This window comes from Alkalibacterium subtropicum, assembly GCF_900112455.1.
Classification (GTDB): domain Bacteria; phylum Bacillota; class Bacilli; order Lactobacillales; family Carnobacteriaceae_A; genus Alkalibacterium; species Alkalibacterium subtropicum.
Genome location: NZ_FOLT01000002.1, coordinates 15830 through 32642 on the forward strand (window position 1 = coordinate 15830; position 16813 = coordinate 32642).

Consider the following 16813-nt stretch of genomic DNA (forward strand, 5'->3'; position numbering starts at 1 on the left):
GCTGATCAACTCCTTTGTCTGCTCAGTTGAACTGAGTCATGGTATCCATATACGTCTGCCCTTCAGCCCAGTATATGGCTGCATCCGCCGCTTTCCTGACCGAGAACAGCATAGCTTCATGGTCCGATTTATGAAAAGGACTGAGAACATGAGCAACCACCGACTGATTTTCAAACGGGCGCCCGACACCGATGCGCAGACGGTTGAATTTCTTTGTCCCTATATGATCGATGATGCTCTTGATGCCGTTGTGACCGCCGGCACCGCCTTTTTGTCTCAAGCGTATTTTCCCGGCCGGCAGATCCATATCGTCATAGACCACGACCATATCTTCCTCATTAAGGTCATAATAATCAAGCCACTGTCTGACTGAGCGTCCGGAATCATTCATATACGTCTGCGGTTTGACTAAAATGACTTTTTCCGATCCGATCATGCCTTCAGCATAGACTGAATCGAAGTTGGTCCGGTTAAACACCCAACCTTTCTGATAAGCAATTTCGTCAAGGGTGATAAAGCCGATATTGTGTTTGGTTTTTGCATATTTCCCGCCGGGATTCCCCAGGCCAATAATTAATTTCATAATGCTCTCCTTATCGTTACACTCGATCGTGCAAAATGGTACGGGAAACGGATCCGTTTCCCGACTGTTTTTCTGATGATTCTAAATTCCTGAAATAATCCTGAACATACAAAAAAGCTGAACGGTTACGTCCAGTCTTTTTTATTATTCTACTATTATAGCATATCTTCAATCACTAACCACCTTGATAAAGATCAGGTTTTTCTGATGAATTTATTCTGACAGGAAGGACATGTCACGCGCACCTTTTTTCTGCCGCGCGGGATCCTTATTTTCTGTTTACAGCTGGGACATTTGGTTATTTTAAATGCTTTCCTCTGGATCCAGCGGTTCCTGTATTTGCGGTAACTGGATAAAACAGACTGCTTCAATTTGATGTACTGCTGAAGCTCTCTGCGCCTGTTCCCTTTTTCTCTGGATAACACGCGAAGCCCACCATATGCGATCGACGCTAAGGCCAGCAGGTTCAGAATGCCTCCGCCAGTGAAGTTACTGAATATGCTCAGCACCAGCCCGAAAAGAATCAGCACCTTTGACAGCTCATCGTAGCCATAACGGCCTTTCATATAAAACATCAGCTTACTCATCCATTGCATTATATCCATCCTTTTTCACATGTCATATTGGATTCATTACAGTTTACACTAGTCAGTATACAGGATAAATTTAAAGAAACAATGAAGAACAGCAAAAAAAGCCGGCTGATTCGTTTAAACGAATCAGCCGGCCGTTAATTGATGGGTCACTCAGCCTCGTTGGCTGGGATAATAACATTTTCAAATCTTACTAATTCTTCAGCATCCGCTTCGTCGCCGACTTCCCAAAGGTCTTCATCAGCCACACCTATCTGATACTGTTGTTCAGTATCAGCGGCACTTGCTGTGAATGTGAACTCACCTTCAGTAACTTCCGGTTTCTCAACGACCTCGCCGTCCTGAATGACGAATGCAAAGATTTCTTCGACCTCTTCATTCCCTTCGGCAAGCCCACTCACGGTTGCTTCTCCATTTTCAGGAGTAAACACGTAACCGTCCTGAGACCATGAACCGCCGCTTACAGTCAGTTCGATAGGTGATGTATAATCTAAGTCGCTGCCGATATCGTCAATAATGTCATGGGCACTCTGTTCGGCTTCGTCCGCTCCTTCTTCGACTGCATCTTCTGTTTCATCTGCTACATCTTCAACAGATTGCTCAACATCTTCCGCTTCCTCAGTCTCGCATCCCGCTAAAGCAAACGAAGAAACCGCTAATAAACTCACTAATTTTTTGTAATCCATTTTGAAACATTCCTCCTATGTTCTTATGTTCTCTCCATTATTTTTTGTAATGAAATGAACATTCTTTCATTCGAAATCATCATACCACATCATAAAAATGAGCACAATCATTTAAGACCGGCATGACAATATTGGTAACGCTGTACATAAATCTGCCTTTATCGATTTTTAATGCTTGACTATCTAAGCTTTCACTTATATCATAAGGACACTGTGCATTTTCAAAAAGGTAAGCCGGCGCTTGATCCTTTGCACATCCCGACTATACCACTGCAGAATTATTCAGCGTTTTTATTCTGTTGACTTTGCACTTTAATACCTTTATTATAGTAATGCTTGTCATAAAGACCCATCGCACACCCACGATGTCTGGTCTATACCAATAGATACCAAACCGACTCTCTGAAAGGTGGAAAAATTAATGTGTGGAATTGTAGGATACATTGGAAAAAAAGATGCTAAAGATATATTATTACATGGACTTGAAAAACTGGAATACCGCGGTTATGACTCAGCGGGGATTTACGTGCAGAATAAGGCTCAGGAGGGGCATTTATTTAAAGAGAAAGGCAGAATCGCTGCGCTGCGGGAGAAAGTGGACGCGTCAGTCGAGGCAACCGCCGGTATCGGTCACACGCGATGGGCGACTCATGGTGCCCCAAGCGTGCGCAACGCCCACCCGCATCAGTCTTTCAGTGAACGGTTCACTATTGTTCACAACGGCGTTATTGAAAACTATCAGGAAGTCAAAGATGCTTACTTAGGGGATATCGAGCTGAAGAGTGATACTGATACTGAAATCATCGTTCAGCTGATTGCCTGGTTCGTTGAAGAAGAAGGTCTTTCACCCATCGATGCCTTTAAAAAAGCTATTGTTGCCTTAGAGGGATCCTATGCCATTGCTTTAATGGACACCGAAAATCCCGATGTCATTTATGCAGCAAAAAATAAAAGTCCGCTTTTACTTGGTAAAGGCGACAGTTTCAATGTCATCTGCAGCGACGCCATGGCGATGATCAAAGAAACCGATCAGTTCGTCGAATTGATGGACAAAGAAGTAGCGACGGTCACCCGCGAATCTCTCGTTATTGAAAATTTCTCCGGTGATATCATCGACCGTGAGGCTTATACTGCTGAAATCGATTCGGATGATCTGGAAAAAGGGACGTATCCTTACTACATGCTGAAAGAAATCGATGAACAGCCAGCGGTCATGCGTAAGCTTTTACTGAAATATCAGGATGAAAACGGCAAGTTGACTGTCGATCAGGAGATCGTTGATACCATGCTGGAGTCTGACCGTATTTATATCATCGCGGCAGGTACAAGTTACCATGCCGGTCTGGTCGGTAAACAGCTTATCGAGTCCATGACCCACATCCCGACTGAAGTCCATGTATCCAGTGAATTCGGTTATCACACACCGCTCCTGTCTGAAAAACCGTTCTTCATCTTTATTTCTCAAAGTGGTGAAACAGCAGACAGCCGTCAGGTGCTGGTCAAGACAAATGCACTGGGACATCCTTCATTGACCGTAACCAATGTTGCCGGCTCAACTTTATCCCGCGAATCCAATTTCACGCTGCTTCTGAATGCAGGACCTGAAATAGCGGTAGCTTCCACTAAAGCCTACACGGCACAAATCGCTGTGTTAGCTATTTTAAGTGAAGTGGTCGGCATGAGCAAAGGCCTTATCAAAAAAGGAACCATGCTGCATGATATCGGTATCGTTGCTAATGCCATGCAAGCGATCGTCGATGATAAAGAAAAAATCGAAGAACTTGCTTCTGAATACTTGAGCATTTCCCGCAATGCCTTCTATATCGGACGCGGTATGGATTACCACGTTGCCTTGGAAGCTGCCTTGAAATTAAAAGAAATTTCATATATTCAGACAGAAGGTTTTGCTGCCGGTGAATTGAAGCATGGAACGATCGCGTTGATCGAAGAAGGTACACCAGTGATCGCACTTGTGACTGAAAAAGGCGTCGCCGGTCACACCCGCGGAAACCTTCAGGAAACACAGGCCCGTGGCGCCCATACGATGGTCATCTCTATGGACGGCTTGAATCGTCCCGGTGACCAGATCGTTATCCCGCATGTCAATCCTCTGTTATCAGCTTTAGTGAGCGTCATTCCCACACAGCTGCTGTCATACTACTGCAGTCTGCACCGTGGAAACGACGTCGACAAACCACGTAATCTGGCCAAGTCCGTTACTGTAGAATAATTTATGAGTAAAAGCTGCGTTTCACTTCGGTGAAACGCAGCTTTTTATATCGCAACAGTTTTTCTCAGGAATCAGCCTGACGATTACACTAATTTTCAGACTTCCCATTATTTCTTTACACTGATTTTGTCCTGTCAGGTCAGCAGAATCCTTCGGCTGGCACATATATCAAATGTTCTTTCCACCGACACACCTATATCTGTGAGTTTGCCTTATATCACTCTTATAGTGACCACTCGAAATGACTCATGCTGTGAGAAGTCACTAAAAGCCCCTTGTTCTTACCAGTCGTTCACTTAATTATTTTCGGTGGTACTCAAATGAGCTTTGTTATGTCTTCTGAAAATACACGACTGACTGAGTGGTTAATATCAGAGCAGATTAGTAACAGCTCACTGGATTTTACAAGGTGGGTTGGTAGAAAAAGACCGAATCAGAGCAGGCTCCACCCTAAAATCATCTGAGTCATAATAATAGAAACCCCCTTCTGGCTACTCAATATTGTTTTTTTCACTCTTTGACTATCAGCACTAGAAAACAAAAGGTTTTTGCGACCTGTCACTAAAAAAAGGGATATACTCGCTTTTAGGCGAGCATGTCCCTCATTATTGTTTCCTGATACAAAAAGCATGCACAAGAAAGACTGCGCATGCTTTTCATATATTTTATTTTCGGCTGTTTTTCCAGTTACTGTGCAGGCGGTCCATCATTGCGGATACGCGTACACCGATCTCTTTATAGGCTTTTGTTTCCAGATTGGCCAGCGATACACGTACGGTCCACTTGCTCGACCCGAACGCTTCGGCTTTCAAGAGCATCAGCTGTTCTTCTTCAGCCAGTCTGGCCACGATATCCGTCATGGTCCACGTTTCCTGAACGAAAGATTTAAAGGCACGTCCGTAGCGTTTTTCCAGCCACCAGTCAAAGTCGATCTCACAGTAATACGCAGTGTTCAGACTCTTGTAAGGAATAGACATCTCAAGCGACTCATATAAAAGCTCGCCGCGTGTCTGACAGATATCCATGACTGCCTGCTTGTATTCATCTTCTTTATCCAGCAGGGCATAAAGACTGAACAGCGTCATCATGACTTGCTGAGGGGCAGACAAGCCAGCTGCATGATTTAAAGCGACCGAGCGGCTGTCGGCCACCAGACGGTCGATGAAAGAAATGTCACGCGGCTCTGATGTCAGCGTGCCGTAGCGCTCGTCCAAAGCTTCCTTCTTAGCTTCAGGCAGTTCGCGCAGCCGCTTATCAAAGATATTGTCTTTCGCCAGGGCAATGGTCCCCACACGCCATCCGGTTGCACCGAAGTACTTGGAATACGAATAGATACAGGCAGTATTGTAGGGGATCGCCGTAAACAGCGACGTGAAGTCTTTTAAAAATGTGCCGTAAACATCATCGGAAAGGATCATCAAATCAGGATTATCCCGTTTAACGATATCTTTCAACTGGTCGATCGAATCATCATAAATGGCATTTGCTGTCGGGTTACTTGGGTTGACGACAAAGACAGCTTTGATTTCATTATTTCTCAGACGATCCAGTTCTCTTTCTGAAAACTGATAACTTCTCTGACCATCGATCTCCATCAGTTCCGAACGGATATATTCCACGTCAAAACCATATTCCGGAAGTTCCGGTATTTCCATGTAAGGCGCAAACGTCGGGATCATTAACGCGATTTTGTCATGGCGTTCCAGCAGGTGATTGTTCACCAGCGATTTAAAGGTGTAAACGATCCCGGCAGTTCCGCCTTCAACAGCAAAAATATCAAAAGGTTCTGTTTCTGCTTTAAAAAGTTCATGGTGCAGATACTGCTTGATCGGCTGTTCGCATGCGGTCAGTACCCGTTCTGGATAAGGGTAGTTGTCCCCGATACTGTAGTCCAGCATTTGTGTCAGCCATTGTTCTCTAGGCAAGCCTAATAAATGGGATCCGTTTTCCCAAATATCCTGTAAAAGTTCTGCTCCCGGAGACTCTTTCTGGTTTACAAATGCTTCAAACCGTTCCGTCTGGCCGGTTTTTTCCTTGATCATCGTCCCGATGGATTCCTTTTCTTTACGCATCGTTTCTTTTGTGGCAAATTCACCTAATAGAAAATACGCTTCTCTTGGAATCGGTGCTGTCCAGTTTGGATTGCCTCTTCCGGCATTCAGCCATTCTTTATTTGATTCCTGATGGGTCATTCTGCTTTCGAGGTAAAGGTTCAATTCAAACGGGCTCAGACTTTCTAGGTTTTGCTTCAAGGTTCCACTCCTATTTTATTTTGTGTGTGTCATTAATATGCTGATTTTAAATGGTAATCGTTAGTGAGTATAACAAACACCCTCCTTAAAACCTAGTTCATCGACCCGTCCTTATCATAGTCTTATCGTATTCTCATTTAGTTGTAAACAAAAAGAAGATGATTCAAATAGAAATGTCTTCTTTCCCGCTCCTCCTGAAAACTGAGCTTATTCCCCGTCGCCTCTGTTGTTTTTCCAATCCTTGTGCATCCGATCCATCATGTTTACAATACGTTTTCCGACTTCACTGTAAGCCGCTGTTTCGAGATTCGCCAGCGAGACCCTGACTGACCAGGCACTCGACCCGAATGCTTCAGCTTTTAAGAGCATCAGCCGTTCTTCCTGGACGAGTTTAGCGATCAGATCGGTCATGGTATGGTGTTTTACAATAAAATCTTTAAAAGAATCGCCGTATTTATCCTCTAACCACAGCGCAAAATCGATTTCACTGTAATAGGCCGTGTCAAGCGCTTTAAGGGGAAGCTGCAGATCCAGAGATTTAAACAGCAGCTTCTGTCTGTCATAGCACATTTCCATGACCTTCTTTTTATAACTGTCTTCCTTATCAAGCAGAGAATATAAACTGAACAGCGCCATCATGACCTGCTGAGGGGCGGAAAGACCGGCTACATGATTCAGGGCCACTGAACGACTGTCCGCAACCAGACGGTCGATAAACAAGAGATCCCGCGGGCTGGATGAAATGGGGCCATATCGCTTGTCCAATTCTTCTTTCTTTCCTTCCGGGAGCTCTCTCAGACGCTTGTCGAAAACATTGTCTTCGGATAAAGCAAGTGCACCGACACGCCACCCGGTCGCACCGAAGTACTTGGAATAGGAATAGATGCAGGCCGTATTAAAAGGCAGTGACGTAAATAAGGAAGTGAACTCATCCAGAAAAGTCCCGTAAACGTCATCAGAGAGGATCATTAAATCGGGATTATCTGTTTTGACAATGCCTTTTAACTGTTCTATCGTTTCATCGTATATCGCATTGGCCGTCGGGTTACTCGGATTGACCACAAAAACGGCTTTGATGTCGGTGTTTCTCAAACGGTCGATCTCTTCTTTTGAGAACTGATAGCTTGCCTGCCCTTCGATCTCCATCAGCTCAGCTTTGATATATTCTGTTTCGAAGCCGTATTCTGGCAGTTCCGGGATCTCAAGATACGGAGCAAAGGTCGGGATCATCAAAGCGATTTTGTCCTCGGGTTCAAGCAAGTGATTATTCACTAGAGACTCAAATAAGTAAACGATGCCTGCCGTTCCGCCTTCTACTGCAAACACGTCAAAAGGCACAGGTCTGGCACCGAACAGTTCATGATGCATATAGTGCTGGATCGGCTGTTCACAGGCTGTCAGCACGCGGACCGGATAGGGATAATTATCCCCCATCATATAATCCAGGATATAGGTGAGCCACTTTTCCTTTTTCATTCCAAGCAGGTGTTCACCGTTTGCCCACACATCTTTCAGAAAATCTGCCCCTTTGGATTTTTTCTGCTCCAGCAAGCTCTGGAACCGGTCGACCCTTCCTTTTTTTTCTTTTATCTTACTCCCGATAATATCATCTTCATGATCCAGCGTTTCAGTCGTGGCAAATTCCCCCAGGATATAATAGGCTTCCCGGGGAACGGCAGCTGTCCAGTTGGGATTGCCTCTCCCGGCATTCAGCCATTCTTGGGTTTCATTTTCTCCATCACCGACAAGCTTTTCAAGATATACATTCAGTTCAAAAGGATTCAGGCTTTCAATATCTGCTTTCACTGTATTCACTCCCCCATCGAATCGGTCTTGTGACTTCTGTTAGTTCAAGTATAGCAAAGCCTGTTACCATTGTCCTGACAGAAGGATCCTGGTTACGGTCCACTAAAATGAGACTGGAAAAATCCAGTCTCTTCAGTCTTCTTTATTCGTATTTTTTAAACCATGAAGTGATTTCATTCATACGGTGGAGTCGAAGGTGCGGCAGACCGGCGCGAGATAAGCCATGACTGGATTTAGGGTACAGTACCATTTTCGTGTCCACACCCTGTTTCTTCATCGCTGTATACATCTGTTCGCCCTGTTCCTGAGGACAGCGCAAATCTTCTTCCCCATGAATGACCAGTAGCGGTGTTTTCACATAGTGTGTATAAGCCAACGGAGACATCTCCCATAAAGCTTGTGCATCCCGAATCTCTTTTTCAAGCTGGAATTCGACAAAGAAGGCCCCTACATCACTTGTGCCATAGAAACTGATCCAGTTGGAGATACAGCGCTGCGTCACGGCCGACTTGAAACGGTCTGTATGACCGACGATCCAGTTGGTCATGAAGCCGCCGTAACTTCCCCCAGCCACAAAGACGCGTTCTTTATCGATTTCTGGGTGCTTGTCCAGCACATAATCCGTCCCAAGCATCAAGTCTTCATAATCCTTATTACCATAGTCGCCTAAAATCGAAGCGACGAATGCCTGACCATATCCATTTCCTCCCCGGGGATTCAACATGATCACCCCATAGCCTTCACTCGCAAGCTGTTGCATCTCGTGGAAAAAAGTTTCCCCATAACACACTTGTGGCCCCCCGTGTATATACAGGATCGCCGGATGGTCCTTCTTATTATCGGCCGGAGCCACATACCACCCTTGAATATCCCAGTCGTCGGCCCCTTTATACCAGAACTCTTCGATTTCAGCATAGGCATGTTCCCTTGAAAAGGATTTGTTCGGATCGTATATGATCTCCAGCTGACCGCTGTTTATATCCAATGTGGCGAGAACGCTGGGTGTAGTCAGGTCTGAATACGTGATGACAAAGGTCTCGTCTTCTATCAGCGCCCCATCAGTCAGGTGGACAGCTTTGTCGAAAACCTGCTCGCTGTTTCCCTGTGTATCACCTTTATAAAGCTTTAGTTTACCTTCTTCCGTTACCGGATAAACAAACGTATCATCCGTCAGCCACACCAGTGGAAAGCCGTTCGTTTTCTGCTGGAAGTCACCGATGATGACGTCGCCGACATGTTTGTCTTCTTCTGATAGTTCCTCGAATGTGCGTTCCTTTCGGTCCCATCCAAATACTTTATTCAGGGTGACAAAAGCATGGGAAAAATCGTTGCCTGTGAACAGGAAGAACGTTTCACTCTCATTGACAGCTTCAAAGGAAAAACTCCCTTTTGGGATATCCTTTGTCACAAGCTGTGATTCTTCTGTGGCTATATCGTATTCATAGACACTTGCGCCGTAGACCCATTCATCATCCGGGTTGAGTTTATCCACGTAAAGCAGAAAACTTTCATCTTTAGAGACGTACTGAAGTTTAAAGGGCCGGTCTTTTTCCAATATGACAGCATCCTTTTTAGACGCGACATCCAGTTTTTTCACCTGGTAGGTTTTCTCGACATCTGTAATGCCCTGGCCATCCATTTTATACTGAAGTTTGGTAATGGTTTTAGGTTTGAACTTTTCGGATTCCGCTTCTTCTTTACGGTTTTCCTCTTCCGGTTTCAAAAACGTCTGATAAAAGATCGAAGCGCCGTTGCTTGTCCATTCATACGTGCTGACTCCTTCTTTTTCCTTAGTCAAAGGCGTCGCACCCCCGCCTTCAAGGGGCATGATGTAAACTTGTGGTTTTTTCTCTTCAGCAGCTGAAATGAAACTCAGCCATTTTTTGTTCGGACTGATTTCCAGTTGAGATGGATTCATTTCTTCACTGATCCATTCCACGCGTTCCCGGGTCTTTTTGTGTAAGCTCCAGACCGAAGTCAGGTAGCTGTTCTTCTCTTTGTCTGTCCGGGTTTCCAGATAAAACAGCCGATCGCCATATGCGAGTGGCTGAGAGACATTTTTCAAATCAAATAAACTTTCACTTGTTATCGGTTTCAAATGTACATCTCCTATTATGATTAATTTTGTGTTAAAAAGCTATAATTATCTTCTCATTTAAAAAGGGTTCCGTCAATAAACAATTCCCTTTTACTGTTCATTTCTCCAAGGTTTAGAGATAGAAAAACCCCTCAATTGTGTTATACTTATCAAAGAAGTATGGAAAGGAATGATAAATATGGAAGCAAGTGAAAAACAGCAGAAAATCATCCTGATCGGTGACGGAGCCGTGGGTTCGAGTTATGCTTATGCACTGATCAATCAGAATATTGGACAGGAACTTGGCATCATCGATATCAACAAGGAAAAAGCTGAAGGAGACGTCATGGATTTAAACAGCGCTCTGGCTTTTACTGCCCCTAAAAAAATCTATGTCGCTGATTATGAAGATTGCCACGATGCCGACTTAGTGGTTTACACAGCAGGCGCTTCTCAGAAACCCGGCGAAACACGGCTGGATCTTACCGAAAAAAATCTGCGTATAACTAAAACAGTGGTCGAGAATGTAATGAAAAGCGGTTTCGACGGCATTTTCCTCGTTGCCACAAACCCTGTAGATATCCTGACCTATGCTGTTTACAAACTCTCAGGTCTGCCTTCTCACAAAGTCATCGGGACGGGGACATCCTTGGACAGTGCGCGCTTCCGTCACGCCATCGCACAATTACTAGATGTTGATGTACGTAATGTTCATGGCTATATTATCGGCGAACACGGCGATACAGAATTTCCAGTATGGTCACATGCAAATGTCGCTGGCTTGAATATCAACGAATGGGTAAACAATAACCCTACCACAGATGAGCAGGCCCTCGTTGAAATCTTCTTTTCCGTCCGGGATGCCGCTTATGAAATCATTCAGCGCAAAGGTGCAACCTTTTATGGTATCGGTGCTTCTCTGGCACGAATCACTCGCGCTATACTGAACAATGAACATGCAGTTTTTCCTCTATCAGTTTATTTGGAAGGTGAATATGGTCAGAACGATATCTATATCGGTTCGCCTGCGATCATCACCAGCAATGGCCTTAAAAAAATCGTTGAGATTCCTCTGAACGATTCGGAAAAAGAAAAAATGAACCATTCTGTCAATACTATTCGTACCCACTTGAAGGAAGTCTTGGATAACAATCCAGATCTCGGTTTCACCATCGATTAAGTTTCCGGACTTTTTAGAACAATAAAACATAAAAACCAGCAGGCTCCGGAAATAAATCCGGAGCCTGCTGGTTTTTATGTTTACATTGGTATGATGACATCCTCTTCCTGATGGATTTCTTCTCCATCGGGCGATTCGGCATGGATTTCAATAATCAGCTGATGCGGCAGGACGACCGCTGTTTCGCCCGGCTGACTGATCCATCCCCGTCTGACTCCCAGCTGGTCAGGGCTGTTATCTTCTTTGTTACGGATACGCGTCCCATCCACTTCAATGATATTATACTGCCCTTCATCCGGTTCCAGTGTGAACTTTTCATATGGAGTATCTTCGCTCAACTCCACACGATACACTTCTTCGCCGGAGATCTTCACCGTAGCGATGATTTGTGCATTCTCATCCACCTGACTCAGCTGCATTCCATATACCACATGCGGAATAAAAGAACCGAGTAGAAGGACGACAATGATGACGACATCCAGCGGCTTCATATTTCTTAAATGATGTTTCAGTTTATCAAGCATCCTTCTACACTCCTCTGTAAAGAAAAGATACCAAAGTCTGGACACATACATCTTTGCAAGTATGATACGCGTCCAAACAGGGGCATCTTTCTGTTTTATTCGTCGTCTTTGAGATAGCCTTTGAATTGTTTTTCGAACAATGGAGACACTGAACGGTTTTCGTGGATACGTTTAATGGCATGTCCCATCAGTTCGCCCACGCTGACCTGAACGACTTTGTCGATTTTTTTATCTTCCGGAAGCATGATCGAATCCGTGACGATCATTTTCTTGATCGGAGAGGCTTCTATGCGTTCGATTGCAGGACCTGAGAAAACAGGATGTGTCCCGCAGGCATAAACTTCTTTTGCCCCTTTTTCGATCAGGGCATCCGCAGCGAGAGTGATCGTCCCGGCTGTATCGATCAAGTCATCGATCAGGACAGCTGTTTTACCTTCGACATTACCGACAATATTCATCACTTGTGCGACGTTTGCTTTTGGACGTCGTTTATCGATGATCGCGATCGGCGACTTCAGAAATTCCGCCAGTTTACGGGCACGTGTCACACCACCGTGATCGGGTGAAACCACAACGGTATCCTCCCCACCCAGTCCTTTATCCAGGAACCAGTTAGCAAGCAAGGATGCCCCCAGCAGGTGATCCACAGGAATGTCAAAGAATCCCTGAATCTGTGAAGCATGCAAGTCAAGAGTGAGCATGCGGTCGGCACCAGCCATCGTGATCATGTTAGCGACCAGTTTAGCAGTGATCGGTTCTCTTGAACGGGCTTTTCTGTCCTGTCTGGCATAGCCGTAATATGGCATAACGATATTGATCGTTTTGGCACTCGCACGTTTCAGCGCATCGATCATGATCAGGACTTCCATAAGATTATCGTTCGTTGGTGCTGACGTGGACTGGACTACATACACGTGGTCTCCTCGAATACTTTCATCAATGTTGATGCGAATTTCTCCATCACTAAATTTCGTTACAGAAACTTCTCCCAGCTCCACACCGATATCTTGTGCGATCTTCTCAGCAAGGGGCTTATTCGAACTCAATGCAAAGATTTTTAATTTTGGATCAGAATATTGTTCAGACATGTCGGCCTCCATCAATTTTATTCTTTTATTTACCTATTATCAGTTTATGCCTAAGTGTTCAATAAATCAACTACAGAACTCAATGTAAGCCCTCTCTTAGAGAGAAATTTAATCTTTATGCGGCATTTTTTTAAAGTAGTCTGCCTTGTTGACCTGACGGGCGCGTGCGATCGCTAAAGATTCTGCCGGCACGTTATCCGTAATCGTCGAACCGGCGGCAATATAGGTGTTCGCTTCCACATCCACGGGGGCAATCAGATTCGTATTGCATCCAATGAAGGAGTTATCCCCGACGTTGATGTGATGCTTTTGTTTGCCATCGTAATTGACGAAGACTGTGCCACATCCCAGATTGATGTTCTGGCCTAAGGTCGCATCTCCGACATAGGTCAAATGTCCTACTTTAGACCGCTTGCCAATGGTCGATTTTTTGATTTCAACATAATTGCCGATATGCGCGCCTTCTTTGATGAGTGATTGCGGTCTCAAGTGACTGTTCGGACCGATATCACTGTTGTTTTCCATAACAGCCTCTTCGATGTGAGAGCTTGTCACTTTGACGTTTGAATGGATGGTACTGTTTTCTATGATGGAATGGGCTCCGATGAAACAGTCTTCTCCGATCACTGTTTCACCTTTTAAATAGACACCTGGTTCGATCAGGGTATCCTGTCCGATTTTTACATTGTTTTCGATATATGTCTGATCAGGGTCGACCAGGGTGACGCCGTTTCTCATGTGCTGCTCATTGATACGCTTTTTCATTAAACGGTTAGCTTCCGCTAAGGCTACACGGTCGTTGACGCCGAGTGCTTCTTCCTTGACAGGCAGCTGGTAGCCTGAAATAAGTTCCTGCTGATTTTTCAGGATCTCCATGACGTCAGGCAGGTAAAACTCACCCTGAGCATTATCATTATCGACTTTTTTCAATGCTTCAAACAGCGCTTTGTTATCGAAACAGTACGTTCCTGTGTTGATCTCCTGCACGGCCTGTTCTTCTTCTGAGGCATCTTTCTGTTCGACGATTTTTGAAACAGACCCGTCATTCATACGGATGACACGGCCGTAACCGAATGGCTCATCAGCATGGGCCGTCAATACTGTGGCCTTCGCTCCGGCGTCTTCATGATGGTTCATGAGTCCTTCCAGTGTTTCTTTCGTCAGCAAAGGGGTGTCTCCACAGATGACGACCGTTGTGCCTTCTTCTTCACCGATGATCGGTTCTGCCTGCTGTACCGCATGGGCTGTGCCAAGCTGCTGTTCCTGTAAGACATATTTACTTTTATCGCCTAAGTAATCCTGGACGGTTTCAGCTCCGACGCCTGTAACGGTCACGATATTATCGATAGCGGCTTCCAATGCCTGGTCGACCACATGCCCCACCATGGGTTTACCCATAACTGGGTGCATCACCTTATATAATTTTGACTTCATACGTGTACCTTGTCCGGCAGCAAGTACCACTGCAAATCGTTTTGTCATTGATTTTTTTCTCCTAACTGGCTATCTTGTTGGCTGTATTAGACCACTTCTTGGTTTTTAACACAAATATACCATCATTATTATCAAATTCTTCTTACATCATACTGTATGACCCGCCTGTTTTCAAGGTATATAAGGTCTATTGTTTGAGCTGAATGCTCACCTTTCATATAATGAAGATAATTAAAGCTTACACTTTTGCTTAAAAAGAATTAGACCACTTTAAAATTTCAAGGAGGCCCAACATGAAAAACCAGGACCAGCGCGTTATCGGAAGCTATGAAGATGATAAGGAAACGAAACGGATCATCCGTCATTTAATGGATCAGGGATACAGAAAAGATCAGCTGACGATATACACCAACGAAGAGAAACATCATCTGTTTTCAGAGGTAGAGAATGTTCAAGTAGCTCAACCTGATACTGACACCCATGAAAATATGGATACACCTGAGGAAGATAAAAATTTCTGGGAGTCTATTCGTGATGCCTTTCATGTTCGAGAAGACCATAGGTTTGATGACCCCAGCTATAAGTCAGAGAATACTCTGCTTAAGCCGTACAGAGATGATCTTCAAAAAGGCCGTTACATCGTAGCAGTTGATGATTCTGCCGACCGACCTCGGACTGATCGGAGGGAGGAAACACCTTCCAATGAAGAAGTGGCACATGCACAGAACCCGCCTTTGGAAACCTTAGGGACGACAGCCGGTTTCCCTAATGAAGGGTCCGTTCAGGGAATGGGCGACGGGGGACAGCCCCCGGTCGAGCCGCGCTCTGAAGACGGGACACCTCCCGAGCTGGAAGATACGGCAGCAGCGGCAGATGAACAGACTGCCACGAAAGATCGCTTAAGTCAGGAGCGACATGAAAATCGCCCGAATAAATAAGAATTGAACTCAGTGAGGTGGAAAGACTCGATCTACGCGTGGCTTTCCATCTTTTTGTTTCTTTGATGGTCCTGTGGTTGTGATAGATGGGGATGAGCTTAGGAAGGCGGTGTATGGGGTGTATGGAGAAACGACGGAAAGGTGAAACGAGTAGAGTGGTCTTTTCACACACTGGGTATGGTCGACTTAGAACTTAGCTAACACACCGACATGACCACGCGGACATGATTCCAGTATCGGACAGCTTACAGTTCTTTTCCCCTCAGTTTGCTGAAGTGGGCTTTTCATTGGCCTGCTCACTACTTTTTTTCGGGGGGTGTGAGCCTGACGAAATGCCAGAGTAGCATTCGTTCGACTTGCTTCTTGTATATACTCCCCAACAGTTTCCTCTTTTAAAAATCGTTTCCAGCAAAGCATTGGCCTTAGTTATCTTGAACAGCCATGACAGTCGAAAAAGGTTGAGACAGTCGTCTCAACCTTTTCTTATTCAAGCATGTTTTATTTTATCGAAGACAAAAAGTTACCGGCTGATACTTCGATCGTACGGTCTTCTGTGTTGACGTTGTCCACTTTCAGGAGCGCTGTGTAATCCTTCACGGATCGCTCGCCTCTAAAGATATTCTCAGCAATGACCGTCGCACCGACAACTTCTGAATTAAACTCTTCGATCAGGCTGATCATGCCGTTGATGGTTCCGCCGCCTTTCAGAAAGTCGTCTACGATCACAACTTTTGACCCCATATCCAAGCTGCGTCTGGAAAGTTCCATCTTTTCCACGCGGTCAAACGAAGATCCTGAGACATAATTGATGCTCACGGTAGATCCTTCCGTCACTTTAGAATCCCGTCTGACGATGACAAAGGGCACATTAAGATAAAACGCTACGGACTGGGCTATCGGGACCCCTTTAGTTGCGACGGTCATGACGCTGTTGACTTCCGTATCCATGTACTGAGAAGCGATGGCTCGTCCGATTCGTCTCAGCCATTTCGGGTCCCCCATCATATCCGAGAGATAGACATAACCACCTGGCAGAAGACGTTTGGAATGATTCAGCTCATCGATCAGATCATTCACAAAAGCTTCGATATCTTGCTTATTCATTTTCGGTATATATTTCACACCACCGGCAGCACCGGGAACAGTTTCAAGAAAACCAATGCCTCTTTCTGCAAAGGTATGTTTGACGATCGTCAAGTCTTCACTGATACTGGATTTGGCAGATTCATACTTCTTTGAAAATAATGTTAAGGGAATCAGAGTATGCGGATGCTCCAGCAGATAATGAGTCATGTCGATCAGTCGCTCACTTCGTTTCGTTTTCAATTATTGACACCTCTTTTTTATAAAACTTTTTCATCTGTGTTCCTTATTTTAACGTTTTTATTCGGTAATTGACAGTAATTATTCAATAAATTTTAA

The 16813-nt window shown here is 44.8% G+C and carries 13 protein-coding genes; 3 read left to right on the plus strand and 10 right to left on the minus strand.

The annotated features are described in order from the left end of the window. Window positions 1-22: 22 nt before the first annotated feature. The 3 genes from pth to BM049_RS01970 form a co-directional block, all read right to left on the minus strand. Window positions 23-583: an aminoacyl-tRNA hydrolase gene (gene pth / locus BM049_RS01960; RefSeq protein WP_091528259.1), complete on the minus strand. Its 561-nt coding sequence runs from the start codon at window positions 581-583 to the stop codon at window positions 23-25. Window positions 584-777: 194 nt separating this feature from the next. After that, window positions 778-1179: a zinc ribbon domain-containing protein gene (locus tag BM049_RS01965; protein WP_091528261.1), complete on the minus strand. Its 402-nt coding sequence runs from the start codon at window positions 1177-1179 to the stop codon at window positions 778-780. Between the two features lie 146 nt (window positions 1180-1325). Then, complete coding sequence (locus BM049_RS01970) at window positions 1326-1862, minus strand: hypothetical protein (RefSeq protein ID WP_091528262.1); 537 nt, start codon at window positions 1860-1862, stop codon at window positions 1326-1328. Between the two features lie 421 nt (window positions 1863-2283). On the opposite strand from BM049_RS01970, the gene glmS reads away from it, so the two are divergent. Beyond that, window positions 2284-4092 (plus strand): glutamine--fructose-6-phosphate transaminase (isomerizing), encoded by a 1809-nt coding sequence (gene glmS / locus BM049_RS01975; protein WP_091528264.1) that lies wholly within the window; start codon window positions 2284-2286, stop codon window positions 4090-4092. Between the two features lie 665 nt (window positions 4093-4757). On the opposite strand, the gene aspD (BM049_RS01980) is transcribed toward glmS, so the two are convergent. The 3 genes from aspD (BM049_RS01980) to BM049_RS01990 all read right to left on the minus strand — a co-directional run bounded on the left by aspD (BM049_RS01980) (window position 4758) and on the right by BM049_RS01990 (window position 10248). After that, window positions 4758-6344: an aspartate 4-decarboxylase gene (aspD, locus tag BM049_RS01980; protein WP_091528265.1), complete on the minus strand. Its 1587-nt coding sequence runs from the start codon at window positions 6342-6344 to the stop codon at window positions 4758-4760. Between the two features lie 207 nt (window positions 6345-6551). Then, window positions 6552-8159 carry an aspartate 4-decarboxylase gene (gene aspD, locus BM049_RS01985; protein WP_091528267.1) on the minus strand — a complete coding sequence of 536 codons (1608 nt, stop codon included), beginning with the start codon at window positions 8157-8159 and terminating at the stop codon, window positions 6552-6554. A 133-nt stretch (window positions 8160-8292) separates the two neighbouring features. Next, complete coding sequence (locus tag BM049_RS01990; protein WP_091528268.1) at window positions 8293-10248, minus strand: S9 family peptidase; 1956 nt, start codon at window positions 10246-10248, stop codon at window positions 8293-8295. Window positions 10249-10417: 169 nt separating this feature from the next. Here BM049_RS01990 and BM049_RS01995 point away from each other — a divergent pair, with 169 nt between their 5' ends. Beyond that, window positions 10418-11407: an L-lactate dehydrogenase gene (locus BM049_RS01995; protein ID WP_425426029.1), complete on the plus strand. Its 990-nt coding sequence runs from the start codon at window positions 10418-10420 to the stop codon at window positions 11405-11407. A gap of 80 nt (window positions 11408-11487) precedes the next feature. Here BM049_RS01995 and BM049_RS02000 read toward each other — a convergent pair whose 3' ends face one another. From BM049_RS02000 to glmU, 3 genes are all read right to left on the minus strand, one after another. Next, the gene (locus BM049_RS02000) at window positions 11488-11931 is read right to left on the minus strand and encodes a NusG domain II-containing protein (RefSeq protein WP_091528271.1); all 444 of its coding nucleotides are present in this window, start codon (window positions 11929-11931) and stop codon (window positions 11488-11490) included. Window positions 11932-12026: 95 nt separating this feature from the next. After that, a complete protein-coding gene (locus BM049_RS02005; protein WP_091528273.1) occupies window positions 12027-13019 on the minus strand; it encodes a ribose-phosphate diphosphokinase in 993 nt (330 codons plus the stop codon). A gap of 108 nt (window positions 13020-13127) precedes the next feature. Beyond that, entirely contained in the window at window positions 13128-14501 is a 1374-nt protein-coding gene (glmU, locus tag BM049_RS02010; RefSeq protein ID WP_091528274.1) for a bifunctional UDP-N-acetylglucosamine diphosphorylase/glucosamine-1-phosphate N-acetyltransferase GlmU, read from the minus strand. Between the two features lie 245 nt (window positions 14502-14746). Between glmU and BM049_RS02015 the strand changes: the two genes are divergently transcribed. Continuing rightward, on the plus strand, window positions 14747-15391 hold the full coding sequence (locus BM049_RS02015) for a general stress protein (RefSeq protein WP_091528276.1): 645 nt from the start codon (window positions 14747-14749) through the stop codon (window positions 15389-15391). A gap of 498 nt (window positions 15392-15889) precedes the next feature. Here the strand turns inward: BM049_RS02015 and purR are convergent, their stop codons facing one another. After that, window positions 15890-16717: a pur operon repressor gene (purR, locus tag BM049_RS02020; RefSeq protein WP_091528277.1), complete on the minus strand. Its 828-nt coding sequence runs from the start codon at window positions 16715-16717 to the stop codon at window positions 15890-15892. Window positions 16718-16813 lie beyond the last annotated feature (96 nt).

Bases quoted from the DNA above. Each gene is read 5' to 3' on its own strand.
- BM049_RS01970 (WP_091528262.1), bottom strand. From the start codon at position 1,862: ATGGATTACAAAAAATTAGTGAGTTTATTAGCGGTTTCTTCGTTTGCT.
- pth (WP_091528259.1), bottom strand. From the start codon at position 583: ATGAAATTAATTATTGGCCTGGGGAATCCCGGCGGGAAATATGCAAAA.
- BM049_RS02005 (WP_091528273.1), bottom strand. From the start codon at position 13,019: ATGTCTGAACAATATTCTGATCCAAAATTAAAAATCTTTGCATTGAGT.
- BM049_RS01995 (WP_425426029.1), top strand. From the start codon at position 10,418: ATGATAAATATGGAAGCAAGTGAAAAACAGCAGAAAATCATCCTGATC.
- glmS (WP_091528264.1), top strand. From the start codon at position 2,284: ATGTGTGGAATTGTAGGATACATTGGAAAAAAAGATGCTAAAGATATA.
- glmU (WP_091528274.1), bottom strand. From the start codon at position 14,501: ATGACAAAACGATTTGCAGTGGTACTTGCTGCCGGACAAGGTACACGT.
- BM049_RS02000 (WP_091528271.1), bottom strand. From the start codon at position 11,931: ATGCTTGATAAACTGAAACATCATTTAAGAAATATGAAGCCGCTGGAT.
- BM049_RS02015 (WP_091528276.1), top strand. From the start codon at position 14,747: ATGAAAAACCAGGACCAGCGCGTTATCGGAAGCTATGAAGATGATAAG.
- BM049_RS01965 (WP_091528261.1), bottom strand. From the start codon at position 1,179: ATGCAATGGATGAGTAAGCTGATGTTTTATATGAAAGGCCGTTATGGC.